This is a genomic window from Bacillus sp. 17RED48 (assembly GCF_019837545.1).
In the GTDB taxonomy this organism is placed as follows: Bacteria; Bacillota; Bacilli; order Bacillales; family Bacillaceae_G; genus Bacillus_A; species Bacillus_A wiedmannii.
In genome coordinates, this window is record NZ_JADAXG010000003.1 from 667,398 (window position 1) to 685,775 (window position 18,378).

An 18,378-nucleotide genomic window follows, 5' to 3' on the forward strand; every position below is an offset into this window, starting at 1 on the left:
AGTGCTGGAATGATTAAATTAATGGGGATACTACTTGTTGCAGTGGGCTTTTTATTTAGATTAAATACATTATTAGTAGTTATGGTTGCAGGTATTGTTACTGGTATGGTTTCAGGATTAAGCTTTTATGATGTGATTAGCATGTTCGGTAAATTTTTCATAGAAAATAGATATATGTCTATGCCGATTATACTAACTTTACCGGTAATCGGAATTTTAGAGCGTTACGGTTTAAAAGAAAGAGCAGAAGCACTTATAACGAAATCAAAAGGCGCAACAACTGGAAGAGTGTTAATGTCATATTTTACGATAAGAGAATCATCAGCAGCACTTGGACTGAATATTGGTGGTCATGCACAAACAGTAAGGCCACTCGTTGCACCGATGGCAGAAGGGGCTGCGCAAGGTAAATATGGTAAGTTACCTGAAAAGTTAAGAGAAAAGATTAAAGCAAACGCAGCAGCTGCGGAAAATACAGCTTGGTTTTTCGGAGAGGATATATTTATCGCGACTGGTGCGATTTTATTAATGAAAGGATTCTTCGATTCAGTAGGTATGCATGTCGGTGTGTGGGATATGGCGCTTTGGGGTATTCCAACTGCAATATCTGCGCTTATTGTCAGCTGGATCAGATTTAGAAGATTTGATAAATATATAGCGAAAACGATGACATCAAAAGAAAAAGAAGAGAAGGAGGCAATATAAAATGAACATCATCACAATGGATACAATTTATTACGTATTAGGTATAATCGTTGCCTTTATCGCTGTTCGTATTGCATTTGATCGTGAACATCCAAATCGATGGGGTTCTAGCTTATTTTGGGCATTATTTGCAGTTACGTTTTTATTCGGAAATATAATCCCTTCGTTTTACGTTGGTTGTATTGTGCTCGCTATGGTCGTGTTAGCTTCACTAAATAAAGTAACAAAATCAGAAGAGAAAGAAGTACCTGTACAAGAACGTGTGAAACATGCTGAGAAATTAAAAAATAAAATTTTTATGCCTGCACTATTAATTCCTATTTTTACAATTATCGGTACGTTAACGTTAGGGAAAATCAAATGGGGAAATGTTTCCCTTGTTGATCCAGATAAAGTAACGCTAGTAGCATTAGCACTAGGGGCATTACTTGCATTCGTTGCAGCGATGCGTATTACAAAATCGAAAATAACAACGCCTGTACAAGAAGGAAGCAGACTATTACAAGCTGTCGGCTGGGCTGTTATTTTACCACAGATGTTAGCGGCACTTGGCGGTATTTTCGCAAAGTCTGGCGTTGGACAAGTCGTTTCTGATTTAGTCGGTCAAGTATTACCGACAGAGTATCCGTTCGTAGCTGTTATGGCGTATTGTTTAGGAATGATGCTCTTTACAGTCGTAATGGGAAATGCATTCGCAGCGTTTGCCGTTATTACTGGCGGAATTGGTTTACCTTTAATTGTTCAAATGCATGGTGGGAATCCAGCAATTATGGCAGCACTCGGTATGTTTGCTGGATATTGCGGAACGCTACTTACGCCAATGGCAGCAAACTTTAATATCGTTCCGGCGATGCTTTTAGAGCTAAAAGATAAAAATGCAGTTATTAAAGCACAAGTACCAATTGCTCTTTCAATCTTTATCATAAATATGTTTATTATGTACGGCCTTGTATATCGTTTCTAATTAGGAGGGAAAACTATGAAAACAGTATTACTAACAGGATTTGATCCGTTCGGCGGAGAAAGCATCAACCCAGCTTGGGAAGTCGCAAAAAGTTTACATGAAAAAACAATTGGAGAGTACAAGATTATTAGCAAACAAGTCCCAACGGTATTTCATAAATCAATCAGCGTATTAAAAGAGTATATAGAAGAACTAAACCCTGAAATGATTATATGTATTGGACAAGCTGGAGGCAGACCAGATATTACGATAGAGCGTGTCGCAATTAATATTGATGATGCAAGAATTGCCGACAATGAAGGGAACCAGCCGGTAGATGTACCGGTTGTGGAAGAAGGACCGGCTGCCTATTGGTCTACGCTTCCGATGAAAGCAATTGTAAAAAGACTTCAAGAAGAAGGCATACCGGCTTCCGTTTCACAAACAGCAGGTACATTCGTTTGTAATCATTTATTCTACGGTCTCATGCATGAATTAGAGAAACATGGTAAGAAAATAAAAGGTGGATTTGTTCATATTCCATTCTTACCAGAACAAGCGAGCAATTATCCAGGCCAACCGAGTATGTCACTTTCTACTATTCGTAAAGGGATAGAATCAGCAGTAGAGGTAACGACGACAGTTGAGGTCGATATTGTAGAAATTGGGGGTACGACGCATTAAATAAAACGAATCATACAACACCTCCTGTAAACAACTGGTATAATAAGTATAGCAATATACATAGAGGTGATTTTTGTGCAACAATTTGAAGAAGTACGTTCAATTTTAGAGCAAGCGAAGAAAATTACAGTGTTAACAGGTGCAGGAGCAAGTACGGAAAGTGGTATCCCAGATTTTCGTTCAGCAAATGGATTGTATGCTGATGCGAATGTGGAGATGTATTTATCAAGGGGATATTATAATAGAAGTCCGAAAGAATTTTGGAAGCATTATAAAGAAATCTTTCAAATTAATACGTTTCATCAATATAAACCAAATCGCGGGCATCGCTTTTTAGCTGAATTAGAAGAACAAGGGAAAGATATTACGATTTTAACGCAAAATATTGATGGTTTACATCAACTAGGTGGTAGTAAACATGTCATTGATTTACATGGAACACTTCAAACAGCACACTGTCCGAAGTGTAAAGCGGGATATGATTTGCGGTATATGATTGATCATGAAGTGCCTCGCTGCGAGAAGTGTAATTTCATTTTAAATCCAGACGTTGTTTTATACGGAGATACATTGCCGCAATATCAAAATGCGATACAACGTTTATATGAAACAGATGTGCTTATCGTTATGGGAACGTCATTAAAAGTACAACCTGTCGCTTCATTCCCGGAAATCGCAAAGAGGGAGATAGGGGCAACGACAATTTTAGTAAATGAAGAGTTAACAGGACAAGAATATAACTTTGATTTTGTTTTTCAAAATAAGATTGGTGAGTTTGTTGAAGGGTTAGCCTCAATGAAATAAGTTATCGAAAAAACTGAGGTATCCACCTCAGTTTTTTATTTGGATAATCACAGTTTAAAGCACTTCGATAATGTAGTAACCACATCTCTATAATTAATAAAAAAGCGTTTCGTAGGTAAAATAGCAGAGTAAGAAGTAGTATTACCTTTAACGAATACACAGTCGTCATAAAGTAAGCTAATATGTAGATGTTGTAAAGGCTCTATTTGGTGTTGCTTTACGTATAAAACCAAATCATTATAAAGTTGCTAACTATACTCACTTACAGAATGTTCTAATGAAAGCTGACCTGCTATGCTAGTCCACCATACTTTAAAACTACATACTAACTCTTGAAAGGAGTCCTCATTACATAATTGAGTGTCAAAGAGCTTCTCATAAAAGATATGGTTTTCCTCATAAAAAATCTGTAAATCATATCTCTCATTAGCAATTTGTTTACGGAGTGTATGCCATAATTCTTTGAAATTATCTTCAAAGTCAGTAGAAAAATTTACTTGTTTTGCTATGTAAGGAAACCGCAAATTTTCTTTATTCTCTTTTTGGTTGAGATAAATATTTTGAATATAAATCATAAAGTTTAAACAATATGACGTATTAGTATGTATTGTAAATGAATCTGTCATTTCATTTTCTCCTTAGTGGTGTCTTTTATTGTTAGTATACAAAGAAATGTAAATGAATGGTATGAAAAAACAATTGTATACACTCTTTCTTTTAGAATAACATTCATGTTATTTCTTAATAAGGGAATGGTAATAAATAGGGTATAAAATTAAAATACTGAAAATTAAATCTTTTATTTCTTTAGTAATTAATATAAAATTCTATATATATCATATAAATAAATTTGATACATAATGGTTCTGTGTAGAAATGTTAATAGAATGAAGCGAGGGAGCGAAATGAGACAGAAAAAGGAGCAGAAGAAACAATCGAAAAAGAAAAAGACCCACATTCCATTTCGATTAAATGTACTATTTTTTATCGTCTTTCTTTTATTTTCAGCTATTATAATTCAATTAGGTAAAGTACAAATCATTGATGGAGAAACGTATAGAAATGAAGTGAACAAAAAGGAAGATGTAACGGTAAGCACTCCTGTTCCTAGAGGGAAAATGTTTGATCGGCAAGGTCAAGTGATTGTAAATAATAAACCACTACGAACCGTTACATATACGAAAATGAAAGGAGTAGATTCGAAAGAAGTTTTACAAGTAGCGAGACAGTTAGCTCAGCTAATAGAAATGTCGCCAGAAGATATAGCTAAGTTAACAGAAACAGATAAAAAAGATTTTTGGATGCAGTTAAATGAAAAACGAGCAGCAGAAAAAGTAACGAAAGAAGATGAGAGTACATTTAGGAAGCAAGAGATAGAGGGGAAAGAATTAGATAAAAAAGTTGAAGAGTTGCGCCGTGAAAGAATTACGCAAGAAGAATTAAGCGAACTATCAAAAGAGGATCTAGAAGTACTAGCAATTAAAAGTAGGATGAATGCGGGATATAAAATGACGCCGCAAATCGTTAAAAAAGATGTAAGCCAAAATGAATATGCAATCGTAAGTGAAAGATTGGCAATTTTGCCAGGAGTGGATACGACAGTGGATTGGGAACGTGAATACCCAAATGATAAAATACTTCGTTCCATACTTGGTAGCGTTTCTACTGAAAATGAGGGCTTACCGAGAGAACAGTTAGATTATTATTTAGTGCGTGATTATAACCGAAATGACCGTATTGGTAAGAGCTACATCGAGAAACAGTACGAAGATGCATTACATGGAACGAAAGAACAGTCTAAAAACATTACGGATAAAGCAGGAAATATTATTCGGACGGAAAAAGTGACTGAAGGAAAAAGCGGAAATAATTTAATGTTAACTGTTGATATGGAGTTACAGAAAAAAGTAGAGGAAAGTCTTGAAAAGAATTTACGAGCATTTCATTCTGCAGAGCCGATGATGGATCGTGCGTTTGTAGTAATGATGAACCCGAAAAATGGCCAAATTTTATCAATGGCAGGAAAGAAAATTGTAAATAAAGATGGCGGCATGCAAATAGAAGACTTCGCTTTAGGGACGATGACAAGTTCTTATGAATTAGGGTCAACTGTGAAAGGGGCTACATTATTAGCCGGATATCAAACTGAAACAATAAAGCCGTATACGCATTTCTTCGATGCACCAATGTATTTTAAAGGAAGTGTCAAGCCAAAGAAATCGTGGAAAGATTTTGGTGATATTGATGATTTAAGAGCTTTACAAGTTTCATCAAACGTTTATATGTTTAATACAGCATTAAAAATGGCAGGTGTAAATTATGTACCAAACAATCCGCTAGATATTAAAAAAGAAACATTTAATAAAATACGCTACTACTTTAGACAGTTTGGCTTAGGCGTACCGACTGGAATTGACTTACCGAATGAATCGATTGGTCAAATGGGTAGAACAGATAACATACCTGGCTTTTTACTTGATTACGCGATTGGACAGTATGATACATATACGCCGCTTCAACTTGCTCAATATATGTCAACAATTGCAAACGGTGGTTACCGAATGAAACCACAAATTGTACAAGAAGTGAGAGAGCAACCACATAGACCAGAGGATGTTGGAAAAGTTGTTCGGTCTATTGAACCAGTTATTTTAAATCGAGTGGATATGGACACTTCATACATTAATCATGTAAAAGAAGGATTTAGAAGAGTTTTTCAAGAAACTGACGGAACAGGTACGGCAACGTTTAAAGGATTACCGTATAAACCAGCTGGAAAAACAGGAACAGCTGAAACTGTATATGGTGGAGAAAGTGATATTGGAAGAGATGAAAACAATAACCGAAAAAAATGTTATAATTTAACTCTTGCCGGTTATGCACCATATGATGCTGATCCGGAAGTAGCTTTTTCAGTTGTTGTACCTTGGGTGAATGATGACAAATCAGGAATTAATTCCGCGATTGGTAAAGAGATTTTGGATGCGTATTTTGAATTGAAAACGAAAAGAGCGGGTGGAAATCCAGTCCCAGTAGAACAGCCGAACAAGGCCCAGTAAAAATAGTATCACTGCATGGAGACATATTGTGCAGTGATATATTTTTTGAGTTAAAAAGCGTTTAAATAAGGTGGGAATGGATATGAAACAGGAGATTAAAAGAGGCTGGGGGAAATACATACTCTTCGTGTTTGTTTTGGTAGTAGCCTATCATTCTTTTACTTTATGTAAAGTGGAAGGGAAATCGATGCAACCGACTTTATATGAAGAAGACTACGTATTTGTAAATAAAGCAGCAGTACATTTTTCTAATTTAGAGCACGGAGAAATTGTCATTATAAAGGAAGAGGATGAGTCGAAATATTATGTAAAACGAGTAATAGGACTTCCTGGTGACGTAATTAACATAACGAATGGATCAGTATATGTGAATGATAAAAAGCAAGAAGAACCGTATACAAATAAAGATTTATTCAATAATACGCAAGTGTTTTATAACTTTCAAAAGACAAAAATCCCGCCAAATAAGTTATTTGTAATGGGAGATAATCGTGAACTTAGTAGAGATAGTCGAAACGGCTTAGGATATATTGAAGAAGATAATATAATAGGCAAAGTGGAATTTGTATATTATCCTTTTTCAAAAATGAAGATTATAGAATAAGTGGGGTTATATACAACCCCACTTATTAAAGTTTCACTTTATCTTCTTTAAAAAACCTTTTGGATTAAATGAGATGAAAAACTTATGCTTAGATTCATCGATTATGAAATTGTTATTTTTAGTTAAAAACTCTTCTACAGCTTCCATTGGACCTGCCCCCCAATCGGGCGAAACAGGATTTCCATTAATAGATGTATCCTCTACAATAATATAACTGCCAGTAGTAACGATAGACTTATAAAGTAAAAGTTCTTTTGAGACATGCTCTTTACTATGATCAGAATCTAAAATAACTAAAATTACATCATCAGGTTTGCGCATACTTAAAATGGTTTGGACGGCCTGTACAGAAACAGAAGAAGATGTTACATACGTAATGCGGTCATGAGATGGACGATTTGGTTGTGGGAATATATCAATAGTAAGAACGTGACCTTTTCCAATTAGATCTAATATAGAAGCTAAATACAACGCACTACCACCATAACAAGTACCACATTCAATAATTAAATCGGGTTTTAATTCGTAAATAATTTCTTGATACAAAAAAAGATCAGTGGGAAGTTTGAGAATGGGGACCCCAAGCCAATGTGTATCATATAACCAGACTCGACTATCGTAATATTGTTTTAAAAATTCGCTACTTATGTTATCGATTTTGAACACTCCTTTCTGAAACGAAAGTTGTACAATATATTATGTGAAATATAATTATAAGGAGAATGTTTTTTAATAAAAATGAGCAAAATACCTCATTAAAAACCAATTTTTTGTATAATAAAAAACTTAATTCAGCAAGGTCTAATCAAAATGCAATTTAAATATGTAGATGAGGGGAAAAGGAACGTATGTATAAGTACACAATTTGCTTCATTAGAAAAGGAAATGAAAATGATGTGAAGGAGATAACTTAAATTACGGCATTCAAAAGTGAAGAAGAACTGAATAAAGCTTTCGAGGCAGCTAAAGCGACTCTAGCAATAGAAGGTATGATTATTACAAAAGAAATGGAAAAAGTTATAAAAGAAAAGTTAGCTGGAAAGATAACGCGCAAGCAACTTATTACATTAGCTGATGCGATTGCGAGACGTGAACGTACTTAACAATCTAGAAGCCACCACAAAATTTTTAAAAATAAACGGGAAAAAAGAGATGATAGATCCAACTCTCAGGCTCTAGACAAACTATTTTTTGGAGAGTTCAGATACTAAAAAATAGTTTGTCTCTTGCTTTATGGCTAATTTATCCAACAATATATATATGTAGTACGTTCTATACTACAATTTATTATAGGGGAGGAAGGTATCTTATGAAAATATCTGTTTATGTTGCAAGTGCATTTAGCAAGGATCATAAAGGCGGAAATAAAGCAGGAGTGGTATTTATAGAGAATACATTGACCACTACTCAAAAAATGGCAATAGCCAAACAACTGGGCTATGCGGAAACCGCATTTATATCAGAATCTGAAATTGCTGATTATAAAATTGAGTATTTTACACCAAAAGAGGAAGTTGATTTATGTGGTCATGCGACAATTGCCTCTTTCACGATACTGATGCATGTAAATAAACTTTTCAAGAATCGCTATACGATTGAAACGAACAGCGGTGTTCTTACTATTACCATAAAAGATGACATCATATTCATGGAACAAAACGAACCGATATTCTATGATGTTATATCTCCAAATGAGTTTATCGACTGCTTTGACATTAAAGATATAGACAATACATACCCAATTCAAATTGTCTCCACGGGCTTAAAAGATATTTTAGTTCCTATAAAAAGCGAAACACAATTACATACAATGCAACCTAATTTTGAAAAAATTAAAGAAATCAGCAAGTATTATAATGTTGTCGGGATGCATCTATATACTTTTAATGACAATCGAATTATATGCAGAAATTTTGCTCCACTATACGACATTAATGAAGAAGCAGCGACTGGAACTTCAAACGGTGCATTAGCTTGCTATCTTTATGAACAGCGCTACTTACAAAAAGAAGTCTATGTATTTGAACAAGGTTATTCTTTACACTCGCCTTCCGAAATATTAGTTAAATTAGCAACCAATAGCGAGAATAAAATAGAAAAAGTTTATGTTGGTGGCAAAGGCTATTACTGTGAAACGAAGTGTTTAAATATAGAAAATATTGAGTGAAAATAAAAAAAGAGATGGTAGATCCATCTCTTTTTCAAATGCTCCATGATTAACTGCGAATCGCCTTAATCATAAAACGATGTTGCTTCACATCAAAATAACCTTTTTGTAAGATGATTTCATGTATACGATATAATTCCTCATAATAACCTTCGACAGTAAAATCAGGAATTTGCCACGGAATCGCTTTTAAATAATAGACGATAGCGCCAATGTCGTAAAAGCGTTGAAAAGGGAACTCTTCTTTTGCTTCTAAAATAGTAAATCCATTTTCCTTTAACTCACTACATGCCGTTTCAAGCGACCAACTTGCAAATTCGCTATTTAGCGGTGTGCTAAACTGTTCATTTAGTTCCGCACAATCGAGACCACCAACTTGTTGTGTAAGAAATATTCCATTAGGAGAAAGGATTCTGTTTACCTCAGAGGCAGCATATGATTCATGTTGATTTATGATTAAATCAAACTGACCATCTTGAAATGGTAAAGCAGTATCATCTGTTACCTCTATAACTGTAACCCCTAAAGGTTCTAATTTCTTCCGAGCAATTGGCGCGTTTGGAGCATAGCCCTCAGTCGCAAAAATAGTTGATGGGAACGGTTGTAACATAGATAAAAACTCTCCGCCGCCAGTACCCATATCGAGCGTTGATTCTGCACGCTGCATAAGTTGAAAAGCAGTGCTGCCGTACGACCATGATAAAGGCTCGCTCTTCATTCGACCAGTTTCTGAAATAAAAGAAAAATCCCAACCGCTAAAATTTGTATTAGCACTTTCTAATAAAGTTAAAAATAATAAATCACGTTTCATAATTATATCCTCCTATTTTGTAAGTAAATGATATGATGAGAAAAGAAAAAAGGAGGACCTCTTATTAAAGTGGAACGGTTTTACGTTTCATGTTCGAATAGATTCATATAAATTCGCTCCTTGTTAGAGTGGTTATTTGTATATTCGGGATAATCGAGTGGAAATCCTTTGAAGTTATAAGGGAAGGCAGTTGTTTAATGGAAAACTGGATGGAGTTTACAGACAAAGAGGACGATCAAATTTGGAAAAGAGCTTATAGAAAGCTTTGAACGAAATAAGCCGGAAATTTTTCGAAATATTTTTAAGACAAGGATAATATTTGAAAGCGAAAACCGCTTATACTTCATTCTTGAAGCATAAGCGGTTTTGTTTAAAATACTCAAAAACAAAAATCTTTTGGCAAAGTACCATTTTTAATAATCGTTCGTAACCCATGTTTTATAATCCAAGGGTTAACAGGATGTTGTTTATCACGTAATTGCTGTAACCATTGAAAAACGAGTTCTTTATCTTCTTTCGTAATATCGTTAATATGATTGGCTACAGATTTTTGGACATATTTAGAAGGATCATTCATTAATGGTTCAAGAAGTTGTAAATTGTTCTTAAAGTCACCCTTCAGAGCTCCCATTTTTTTAGCCCAAGGAAGTCTTGGTCTTGTACCTTCGGAAACTAATCTTCTAATATGGCTGTTTTCGTCATGAATCCACTGTTGTAATATGTGTAGTGTGTCTTCATGGTATGTTTCGAGAAAAGGCCGAATGGCATATTCAGCAGTATTTCTTTTTGTTATTTCATACATGGCGTTACATGAGGCTTCAAAATGGTTAAGTCCATATTTTTCAACGTATTTTGCAATAGGCATGTACATATATCCGTTTGTAAAAGTACCTACTTCTGTTGTATTTTCTGGTCCCAATGTTTTCAGTAAAATATGTATTGCTTCATTAAAATCTTTTTGTAATACATTGTGTAATTCATCTGCTATTACTTCAATACGTTGCTTTAATTCTAATTTTTCAACTTTACATGTTACGGAAGATACGAAGTTTCTTTTCGGAAAATTAGGATCGTGTTTACAAATAGAATCAGCCATACTTTCTGCTAATTCTTCATTAAATAAAAATTTTAACGGAACATATTTACCCATGTTTTCACCTCATTGATCAGTTAAAAACAATTTTTATTTTTTAATCGACAGCCCATAAACTAAAGTCTCACTCGGAGTCGTAATACTAAAACCAGTCGTCTTATAATCAAGTTTCACCGTATCACCAGTATAGTCTTTCGTAAATGAATCCATTTGTACGGTAAAATCAGCATCTTCATATACAACGTCATCTGCATTATATGTATCCCAAATTAAATCCACATCAACGAAAATACTACAAGAGTTTGTCATTGTCCCTCTAATGCGAATAATCTTTTTGTCTTCACGTTCTAATCTATGTATAGCTGCTTTTGCTTCATCAGTAATGCGAATGTTCATCGTATCCCAACCTTTATTTATATTTCCTTTATTATTGCAAAAACAGGAGCAATAGGGAAGGGAGAAGCATTGGAATAAAAAACGAGCAAACATATTTGTTTGCTCGTTTCACTTTATTTCAATTCACATTTATCGAGCGGAATCACTTTCGTTTTCTTCGTAAATTTATATCCTAACCATAGTACTAAGAAGAGTGGTAAACCGATGTAAGAAACGAGTACACCGTTCCAATCGATTGATTCGCCCATAAATGCGCCGTAGTTTTGACCTAAAATTACGATGACACAAAGTGCAAATGCGAAAATTGGACCGAACGGGAACCATTTTGCTCTATATGGTAAGTCTTTCAAATCTTTTCCTTGTGCGATATATGCTTTACGGAAACGGTAATGACTAATTGCAATTCCGACCCATGCGATAAAGCCAGACATTCCAGATGCGTTTAATAACCAAATGTATACAACACCGTCACCGAATAAAGAGGCAATGAAAGCGATACTACCGACAATTGACGTTACGATTAATGCGTTAACAGGTACACCGCGGCTATCTAATTTACCAAGAAACTTTGGTGCTTTTCCTTGGCGAGCTAAGTCCCAAAGCATACGAGTTGATGCATACATACCAGAGTTACCAGCAGACAATACTGCCGTTAAAATAACAGCGTTCATAACAGAAGCAGCAAAGGCAACGCCCGCTTTTTCAAAAATAAGTGTAAATGGACTTACTGTTACATCGCTTGCAGCAAGGCTTTCAGTCGTATAAGGAATTAATAAACCGATAACGAGAATCGCAAGGATATAGAATAAAAGAATACGCCAAAAGATAGAACGAATTGCTTTTGGAATGTTACGCTCTGGATCAGCAGTTTCACCAGCAGCTACACCTAATAATTCAGTTCCTTGGAATGAGAACCCAGCAGCCATAAATACACCGATAATTGCCATAATGCCGCCATTAAATGGTGCATCTGCAACAGTGAAGTTTTTAAAGCCAACAGATTCGCCGCCCATAATTCCGAAAATCATCATAAAGCCGACAATTAAAAAGATAATAATAGTAACTACTTTAATAAGTGCGAACCAATATTCAGATTCACCAAACCCTTTAACAGATAAATAGTTTAAAAGGAAAATAATAGCTAAACATAATCCACTCCAAATAAGAGAAGGGGTATCTGGGAACCAAAATTTCATAATTAATGTTACAGCAGCGAGTTCAGCGGCAATTGTAATGGCCCAGTTATACCAATAGTTCCATCCAAGTGCAAAGCCAAGTGATGGATCAACAAATTTTGTTGCATACGTGCTAAAAGATCCGGTAACAGGCATGTAAGCCGCGAGTTCAGCTAAGCTTGTCATTAAAAAGTAAACCATAATTCCAATTGCGGCGTATGCGACTAGTGCACCGCCAGGACCAGCTGTATGGATGACACCACCGCTGGCAAGAAATAGTCCGGTACCGATTGTACCACCGAGAGAAATCATCGTAAGGTGACGAGATTTTAATCCGCGTTTTAATTCACCTTGTCCTTGTGTAGTTTGCGTTTTAGAGGTAGATTGATTTGTTGCGCTATTCATGTTCAACACTCCTTTTCTTGTAGGTTAGGAAGGAGCGGGGGAGAAAAATACAAAAAACCGCCAAAGGAATTAGGCGGAACGTTTCACAAATAACCACCCCATCATACCCTTCCGTTAAGATAGCACCCCACGTTTACACGGTAATTTTGTAAACGTGACAGTTCTGTTCCTTTCGGAGACAGCCCCAGCTCATATTTCCAGAGAAGAAATATAAACTTCGGCAACTTTTCCTTTCAAACGGAGTTGGTGACATTCTCTGTGTCTCGTCCGTTTTACTCATAAAAGTCGCAACCTCTACCTCATCGGATTGATGAGGATTTGATATATTGCTAAGATTTTTAATATATGGCAATTGTAATGACTTTCTGAATATATTGCAAGATATTTTGTTAGAAAAAGTCAAAAAATATCGGTTATTGTATAGGAAACGCTTGCAAAACTCCACCTGAACCTACTGTTATGTAACAAAAAACAAATAAAGAAATTGTTATACAAATGTTTCGCAAAAAATATTGAAAAACCCTTTAAAAATAAAAGAAAATTCTGAAAATATAATTCGACATTCATAATAAGGTCATATTTTTTGTTATAATTAAAATAACGTTTAAGCAAAAAAGGGGAAATTAACATGAAATTAGAAACAGAAAGACTCTATATAGTACCGTGTACAGAAGAGATTATGCAAGTTGCTAACGAGCAAGGATATAACAGTGGTCCGCATATTGTAGGGCATGTAGAAAATGTAAAACAAAATAAGGTTTTATTACCTTGGGGCGCGTGGTATGTCATTCGCAAAGAAGATGACATCGTTCTAGGTGATATAGGATTTAAAGGGAAACCAAATGAGGAACATACAGTAGAAATTGGTTACGGATTTATTGAGAAATATTGGAATAAAGGGTATGCGAAAGAAGCTGTAAGAGAATTAATAAATTGGGCTTTTCAAACAGGAGAAGTAGAAACGATTATTGCGGAGACACTTCTTGAAAATGAAAGCTCGATTCGTGTATTAGAGAAATTACATATGAAGAGAATTAGCACTACAGAAACGATGATTAATTGGAAAATAGAAAAATAAAAAATACCGCTCGAAGTATATCGGGCGGTATTTTTATCGTTATGGTAGCATTTGTTTTTGATCATTCGGATATCCGGTTGTCGATGCGTTAGAACGCTTGGAATGATTGCGAACAGCAATGAAAATAGAAATAATAACGACAAGACCAACTGCCACGTAAGAAAGTGAAATAATAGTAGGGTCCACTTTAAATGTAGTAAGCAGTGTACGAATGTTTGTAAAGATAATAAGGCCACCAACTAATACGCCAAGTAAATGAGAAGGAACGATGCGTACTAACCATGCAGCGATTGGTGCCGCAACGATACCACCGAGCATGAGAGAAAATACCCAAACCCAACTTACTTGTTCCCAGCCAAGTGAAATGAAGAATCCGATTGTTGCAGCGAGTGAAACCGGAAACTCGCTCGTATCTACAGATCCGATAACTTTTCTAGCTTCATTTCCTCTTGCTAGAAGCACAGGTGTCGTAATCGGGCCCCAGCCACCACCACCAGTTGAATCAACGAATCCAGCAAATAAACCAAGCGGAACAAGTTGTTTTGCAGACATACGTTTTTTTGAAGTGACAATTTGTTTTTGAATGAGGAATCGTAATAAAATATAAACCCCTAAAGTAAATAAAAATACGGAAATGTACGGCTTAATTACATCCCCAGGTAAATTGCTTAAAAAACATGCTCCAATAAATGCGCCAATTGCTCCTGGTAATGTAAGCCTGGAAACGGTATATTTATCAACGTTTCCAAATTTGATGTGAGATGCACCAGAAGCGGCGGTTGTAACGACTTCAGCTAAGTGAACAGATGCGGAAGCTACAGCCGGTGCGATACCAAACATTAATAATAGTGAGGTAGATGTTACCCCGTACGCCATTCCAAGTGCCCCATCAATCAATTGAGCGAAAAATCCAATAATAGCAAAGACAATTAATTTCTGCATAAATAATCCCCCTGTAATAATAAATGAAAAAGGCACTTTTCCCGTATGAGAAAAGTGCCTTTGGTTTTTCCAATCAGCAATAATTAAATTTGTTTCATTATAATACATATTAATCGTATAAATCAACTAGGTTTTAAAGTTTTTTGAATTGAATGAAAGAAAAATAAAATATACAATAAAAGGATGGAGAGAAAGGGGAGAAAGACATGTTACGATTCGATCATCTCGTACACGCGGTACATGGTACACCGGAGGAAGCGGCAAAACAAATGCAGGAGCATGGATTTCATACTGCAGTAGGCGGAGAGCATATTACTTGGGGTACTTGGAATAGTTTATGTTATTTTGATTTATCATATATAGAATTTTTAGCAGTGCAGCATGAAGAAAAAGCGAAGAAAGCAGACAATCCATTAGTACAAGAAACAGTAGTAAAATTAGAAGACGGAGAAGGAATGCTACAAATCGCAATTCGAACAGATGCCATTGAAGACCTAGCAAATAATTTTAGTAAGCACGGTTTACATACGATAGGACCATTTGAAGGAAAACGTATAAGAAAAGATGGCCGTCTTTTAGAGTGGAAAATGTTATTTGTAAAGCAAGAGGAAAACGGACCGAAATTACCTTTCTTTATAGAATGGAATGAAACGGACGAAGAAAGAAGAAACGATTTACGTAACATAGGGACGATCACTGAACATAAAAATAAAGTACAACAAATTGAAACGATTCATTACGCAGTGAAAAATGTTCGAGAAACAGTACGGAAATGGAAAGAAGTAATGGGGCTAACTGCAAGCTCAATCACAAAGAATGAAGAATGGAATGCGGAGTGTCAAAGCGTATCATTTGGTGATGTTCATGTGCAGTTTTGTGAACCAATAGGAGAAGGGTTAGTACTAGAACGTTTGAAGCGTCATGGCGAATATCCATTTGCAGTGGAGTTTAAAGGTGAAAATAAACGAGAGCATGAAGTGTTAGGTAGTTTGTACATATATTGATAGAGGTGAACGTTGTGAAGGAAATGCTTAGAGAGATAGAGAGACAACTAGAATGGCCTCGTATTGTAAAGTGTACAGCTATTTCAAAAGGTTTTTCACATGAAGAAAAATATAAAGTTGAATTAAAGAACGAAGAAACTTATTTTGTGAAAGTATGTGATGCTGTTCATTTTGAACGTAAACAAGAAGAATATACGTATATGAAACAATTAGAGTTATTACATATTCCAACGCCCAAGTTAATTCATTTCATAAAACTTGAGGAATTAAATAAATGTGTACAAGTATTTGAATGGGCCCAAGGTGTAAATGGTGAAGAAGGTTTAGGGAAGCTATCGGTGGAAGAACAGTATAATGCAGGAAGAAAAGCAGGAGAAGTACTAAAGAGGATCCACTCAATTGGAAGAGAAAGTGCAAGTAATAAATGGGAAACGGTTCGATGGAATAAATACGAAAGATACGTAGAAGCGTTAGCAAACTATGAAATAGACTTCCTTAATTTGAAGCCAGTATTAAGTTTTGTAGGGGAGCATAAACAATTATTGAAAAATCGCCCTATTACCTTTTTACACGATGACTTCCATCCAGCAAATAGTATGATTCATAATAAGAAATTTATCGTTATCGATTTTGGAGGATATGATTTTGGTGACCCAATACACGATTTTTATAACGTAGCGATTTTTACTACAAGAATAAGTAAACCATTTGCGGTTGGACAAGTTCACGGTTATTGCGGAGGCGAACCATCGCTTCATTTTTGGCAACTGTACTCATTATATGCAGCAATGACATTCCCAGCGGATATCGTATGGACAAACCGAAGCACACCGCATTTAGTAAATGATATGAAGGAAAGATTGAACGGGATTTTAGAAGATCATAATCATTTTTCATCCTATATTCCAAAATGGTATCAATCATAACATGAGGATATAATAAACTATAAGTAATGGAGGGATTCATTTGGATAAAATAGCGGTAATTTCAGATATACATGGTAATATTCCAGCATTAGAATCTGTACTGCAAGATATTAAATTAAGAGAAATCGAGCGCATCATTTGCCTTGGAGATTTAGTCGGAAAAGGTCCTCATTCTAGCGAAGTGATTGAAATCATTCGTAAAGAATGTGAAGGAGTTGTAATGGGGAACTGGGATGATTTCATTACAAAACCGACTGAATTTGAAGCGTTAAAATGGCATCAAAAACAATTATCGGAAGAACAAAATGACTATTTAAGAAGCTTACCATTTTCAATCGAATTTTTTATGAGCGGCAAACTGATTCGTATGTTCCACGCTTCACCGAGAAGTTTATATGAAAGAATTCAACCACATGCCTCAAGAGAAGAGCGTATTAGTATGTTCGAAAATAGTGAGCTCACAGAGAATATAGAAGGGGAAAGAAAACCAGATGTCGTTTGCTACGGTGACGTTCACCAAGCATTCGTTCAAAATTTCAGAGGGAAAACGTTATGTAATGCTGGTAGTGTAGGAAACCCACTTGAAATTACACAAGCTTCCTATTTAATATTTGAAGGAATATACAATGAAAAAGAAGCCGCAAGCTTTTCCATTCAACTTGTACGTGTACCGTATGATATTGAATTAGCAATCAGGCTAGCAGAAGAACTCGATATGCCAGAAATTGAAGAATACAAACAAGAATTACGGACTGCTTTATATCGGGGGTTTAAGGGAAAGTAAGCCAATCATAATATATCAACGATTCGAAATAGGATATCGACTTACCGACAAATAATGAAACGAATTGTTACCTATAATTATATTATGTAAACTGATTGTAGGAGGAAATATCTTGAACCGAATACAACGCATGAAAGAAATTGTAGATCATATTTTAAATTTAAACTTAACCCATCCAACAAGAGTTGGAGTAAGTGGTATTACAGCTTCAGGAAAAACAACACTTGCAAACGAACTAGCTGAAGAAATAAAAAAACGAGGATTACCAGTAACACGCGCCAGCATTGACGATTTTCATAACCCTAGAGTGATTCGCTATACACAAGGCAAAGAATCAGCAAGAGGGTATTATGAAGATGCACACGATTATACAGCTTTCAAAGAAAGGCTATTAAAACCTTTAGGACCTAACGGGAATTTACAGTATGAAACGATTTCTCATAACTTAATAACGGACATCCCTGTACATAATACGCCGCTAGTGGCCTCGCCAAATATGGTGCTAATAGTAGATGGAACATTTTTATTGAAAAAAGAAATTGAGTATCTATTTGACTATAAAATTTTCTTAAATACAGATTTTGAGATTGCGAGAAAACGTGGTGCAGAGCGCGAGACTGAGGCTTTTGGAAGTTATGAAGAAGCAGAGAAAATGTTTATAAACAGATATCATGCGGCTTGTAAGATGTATATAGATGAGCATAATGCGAAAGAATGTGCAAATGTTATATTTCAGAATAGTAATTTTGATGATCCGGTAGTTGTATTTAAAGGAATTTAAAATCTTTTATATAACAA

Annotated in this window: 19 protein-coding genes, 1 pseudogene and 1 riboswitch; of the genes and pseudogenes, 13 read left to right on the forward strand and 7 right to left on the reverse strand. The window is 35.4% G+C overall.

Going from position 1 to position 18,378, the window contains the following annotated elements; translation table 11 throughout:
- The first annotated feature begins 9 nt into the window (after window positions 1-9).
- From ILT06_RS16195 to ILT06_RS16210, 4 genes are all read left to right on the forward strand, one after another.
- Entirely contained in the window at window positions 10-705 is a 696-nt protein-coding gene (locus ILT06_RS16195; RefSeq protein WP_222655294.1) for a DUF969 domain-containing protein, read from the forward strand.
- A 1-nt stretch (window position 706) separates the two neighbouring features.
- On the forward strand, window positions 707-1,669 hold the full coding sequence (locus tag ILT06_RS16200) for a DUF979 domain-containing protein (RefSeq protein WP_064475698.1): 963 nt from the start codon (window positions 707-709) through the stop codon (window positions 1,667-1,669).
- A 15-nt stretch (window positions 1,670-1,684) separates the two neighbouring features.
- Window positions 1,685-2,332 (forward strand): pyroglutamyl-peptidase I, encoded by a 648-nt coding sequence (gene pcp / locus ILT06_RS16205; protein WP_064475697.1) that lies wholly within the window; start codon window positions 1,685-1,687, stop codon window positions 2,330-2,332.
- A gap of 75 nt (window positions 2,333-2,407) precedes the next feature.
- Complete coding sequence (locus ILT06_RS16210; protein ID WP_142315012.1) at window positions 2,408-3,136, forward strand: NAD-dependent protein deacylase; 729 nt, start codon at window positions 2,408-2,410, stop codon at window positions 3,134-3,136.
- 47 nt (window positions 3,137-3,183) lie between these two features.
- Here ILT06_RS16210 and ILT06_RS16215 read toward each other — a convergent pair.
- Window positions 3,184-3,762: pseudogene (locus ILT06_RS16215) on the reverse strand (hypothetical protein).
- A gap of 279 nt (window positions 3,763-4,041) precedes the next feature.
- Here ILT06_RS16215 and ILT06_RS16220 point away from each other — a divergent pair.
- Together ILT06_RS16220 and lepB are read left to right on the forward strand one after the other, a co-directional pair.
- Complete coding sequence (locus tag ILT06_RS16220; protein ID WP_103656002.1) at window positions 4,042-6,195, forward strand: peptidoglycan D,D-transpeptidase FtsI family protein; 2,154 nt, start codon at window positions 4,042-4,044, stop codon at window positions 6,193-6,195.
- Window positions 6,196-6,277: 82 nt separating this feature from the next.
- A complete protein-coding gene (gene lepB / locus ILT06_RS16225) occupies window positions 6,278-6,799 on the forward strand; it encodes a signal peptidase I (RefSeq protein ID WP_000806886.1) in 522 nt (173 codons plus the stop codon).
- A gap of 33 nt (window positions 6,800-6,832) precedes the next feature.
- On the opposite strand, the gene ILT06_RS16230 is transcribed toward lepB, so the two are convergent.
- Window positions 6,833-7,465, reverse strand: coding sequence for a cephalosporin hydroxylase family protein (locus ILT06_RS16230; protein WP_081257278.1), 633 nt, complete (start codon window positions 7,463-7,465; stop codon window positions 6,833-6,835).
- Between the two features lie 248 nt (window positions 7,466-7,713).
- On the opposite strand from ILT06_RS16230, the gene ILT06_RS32910 reads away from it, so the two are divergent.
- Both ILT06_RS32910 and ILT06_RS16240 read left to right on the forward strand, forming a co-directional pair.
- Entirely contained in the window at window positions 7,714-7,902 is a 189-nt protein-coding gene (locus ILT06_RS32910) for a hypothetical protein (RefSeq protein ID WP_064475691.1), read from the forward strand.
- A gap of 206 nt (window positions 7,903-8,108) precedes the next feature.
- On the forward strand, window positions 8,109-8,966 hold the full coding sequence (locus ILT06_RS16240; RefSeq protein ID WP_154131964.1) for a PhzF family phenazine biosynthesis protein: 858 nt from the start codon (window positions 8,109-8,111) through the stop codon (window positions 8,964-8,966).
- 49 nt (window positions 8,967-9,015) lie between these two features.
- Here ILT06_RS16240 and ILT06_RS16245 read toward each other — a convergent pair whose 3' ends face one another.
- The 4 genes from ILT06_RS16245 to ILT06_RS16260 form a co-directional block, all read right to left on the reverse strand.
- The gene (locus ILT06_RS16245; RefSeq protein WP_222655295.1) at window positions 9,016-9,777 is read right to left on the reverse strand and encodes a class I SAM-dependent methyltransferase; all 762 of its coding nucleotides are present in this window, start codon (window positions 9,775-9,777) and stop codon (window positions 9,016-9,018) included.
- A gap of 379 nt (window positions 9,778-10,156) precedes the next feature.
- Entirely contained in the window at window positions 10,157-10,927 is a 771-nt protein-coding gene (locus ILT06_RS16250; RefSeq protein ID WP_222655296.1) for a DNA alkylation repair protein, read from the reverse strand.
- A gap of 33 nt (window positions 10,928-10,960) precedes the next feature.
- Window positions 10,961-11,266: an iron-sulfur cluster biosynthesis family protein gene (locus tag ILT06_RS16255; protein ID WP_064475687.1), complete on the reverse strand. Its 306-nt coding sequence runs from the start codon at window positions 11,264-11,266 to the stop codon at window positions 10,961-10,963.
- Between the two features lie 113 nt (window positions 11,267-11,379).
- A complete protein-coding gene (locus ILT06_RS16260; protein ID WP_001083398.1) occupies window positions 11,380-12,846 on the reverse strand; it encodes an amino acid permease in 1,467 nt (488 codons plus the stop codon).
- Window positions 12,847-12,958: 112 nt separating this feature from the next.
- Window positions 12,959-13,151, reverse strand: a riboswitch (Lysine riboswitch).
- Window positions 13,152-13,474: 323 nt separating this feature from the next.
- Between ILT06_RS16260 and ILT06_RS16265 the strand changes: the two genes are divergently transcribed.
- On the forward strand, window positions 13,475-13,924 hold the full coding sequence (locus tag ILT06_RS16265; RefSeq protein ID WP_222655297.1) for a GNAT family N-acetyltransferase: 450 nt from the start codon (window positions 13,475-13,477) through the stop codon (window positions 13,922-13,924).
- A gap of 39 nt (window positions 13,925-13,963) precedes the next feature.
- Here the strand turns inward: ILT06_RS16265 and ILT06_RS16270 are convergent, their stop codons facing one another.
- On the reverse strand, window positions 13,964-14,974 hold the full coding sequence (locus ILT06_RS16270) for a sulfite exporter TauE/SafE family protein (RefSeq protein ID WP_064475974.1): 1,011 nt from the start codon (window positions 14,972-14,974) through the stop codon (window positions 13,964-13,966).
- A 98-nt stretch (window positions 14,975-15,072) separates the two neighbouring features.
- Between ILT06_RS16270 and ILT06_RS16275 the strand changes: the two genes are divergently transcribed.
- The 4 genes from ILT06_RS16275 (at window position 15,073) to ILT06_RS16290 (ending at window position 18,361) form a co-directional block, all read left to right on the forward strand.
- Window positions 15,073-15,870: a VOC family protein gene (locus ILT06_RS16275; protein ID WP_098111786.1), complete on the forward strand. Its 798-nt coding sequence runs from the start codon at window positions 15,073-15,075 to the stop codon at window positions 15,868-15,870.
- Between the two features lie 14 nt (window positions 15,871-15,884).
- Complete coding sequence (locus tag ILT06_RS16280) at window positions 15,885-16,796, forward strand: aminoglycoside phosphotransferase family protein (RefSeq protein ID WP_222655298.1); 912 nt, start codon at window positions 15,885-15,887, stop codon at window positions 16,794-16,796.
- Between the two features lie 40 nt (window positions 16,797-16,836).
- Window positions 16,837-17,580, forward strand: coding sequence for a metallophosphoesterase family protein (locus ILT06_RS16285; RefSeq protein WP_222655299.1), 744 nt, complete (start codon window positions 16,837-16,839; stop codon window positions 17,578-17,580).
- A 112-nt stretch (window positions 17,581-17,692) separates the two neighbouring features.
- On the forward strand, window positions 17,693-18,361 hold the full coding sequence (locus ILT06_RS16290) for a nucleoside/nucleotide kinase family protein (protein ID WP_222655300.1): 669 nt from the start codon (window positions 17,693-17,695) through the stop codon (window positions 18,359-18,361).
- Window positions 18,362-18,378 lie beyond the last annotated feature (17 nt).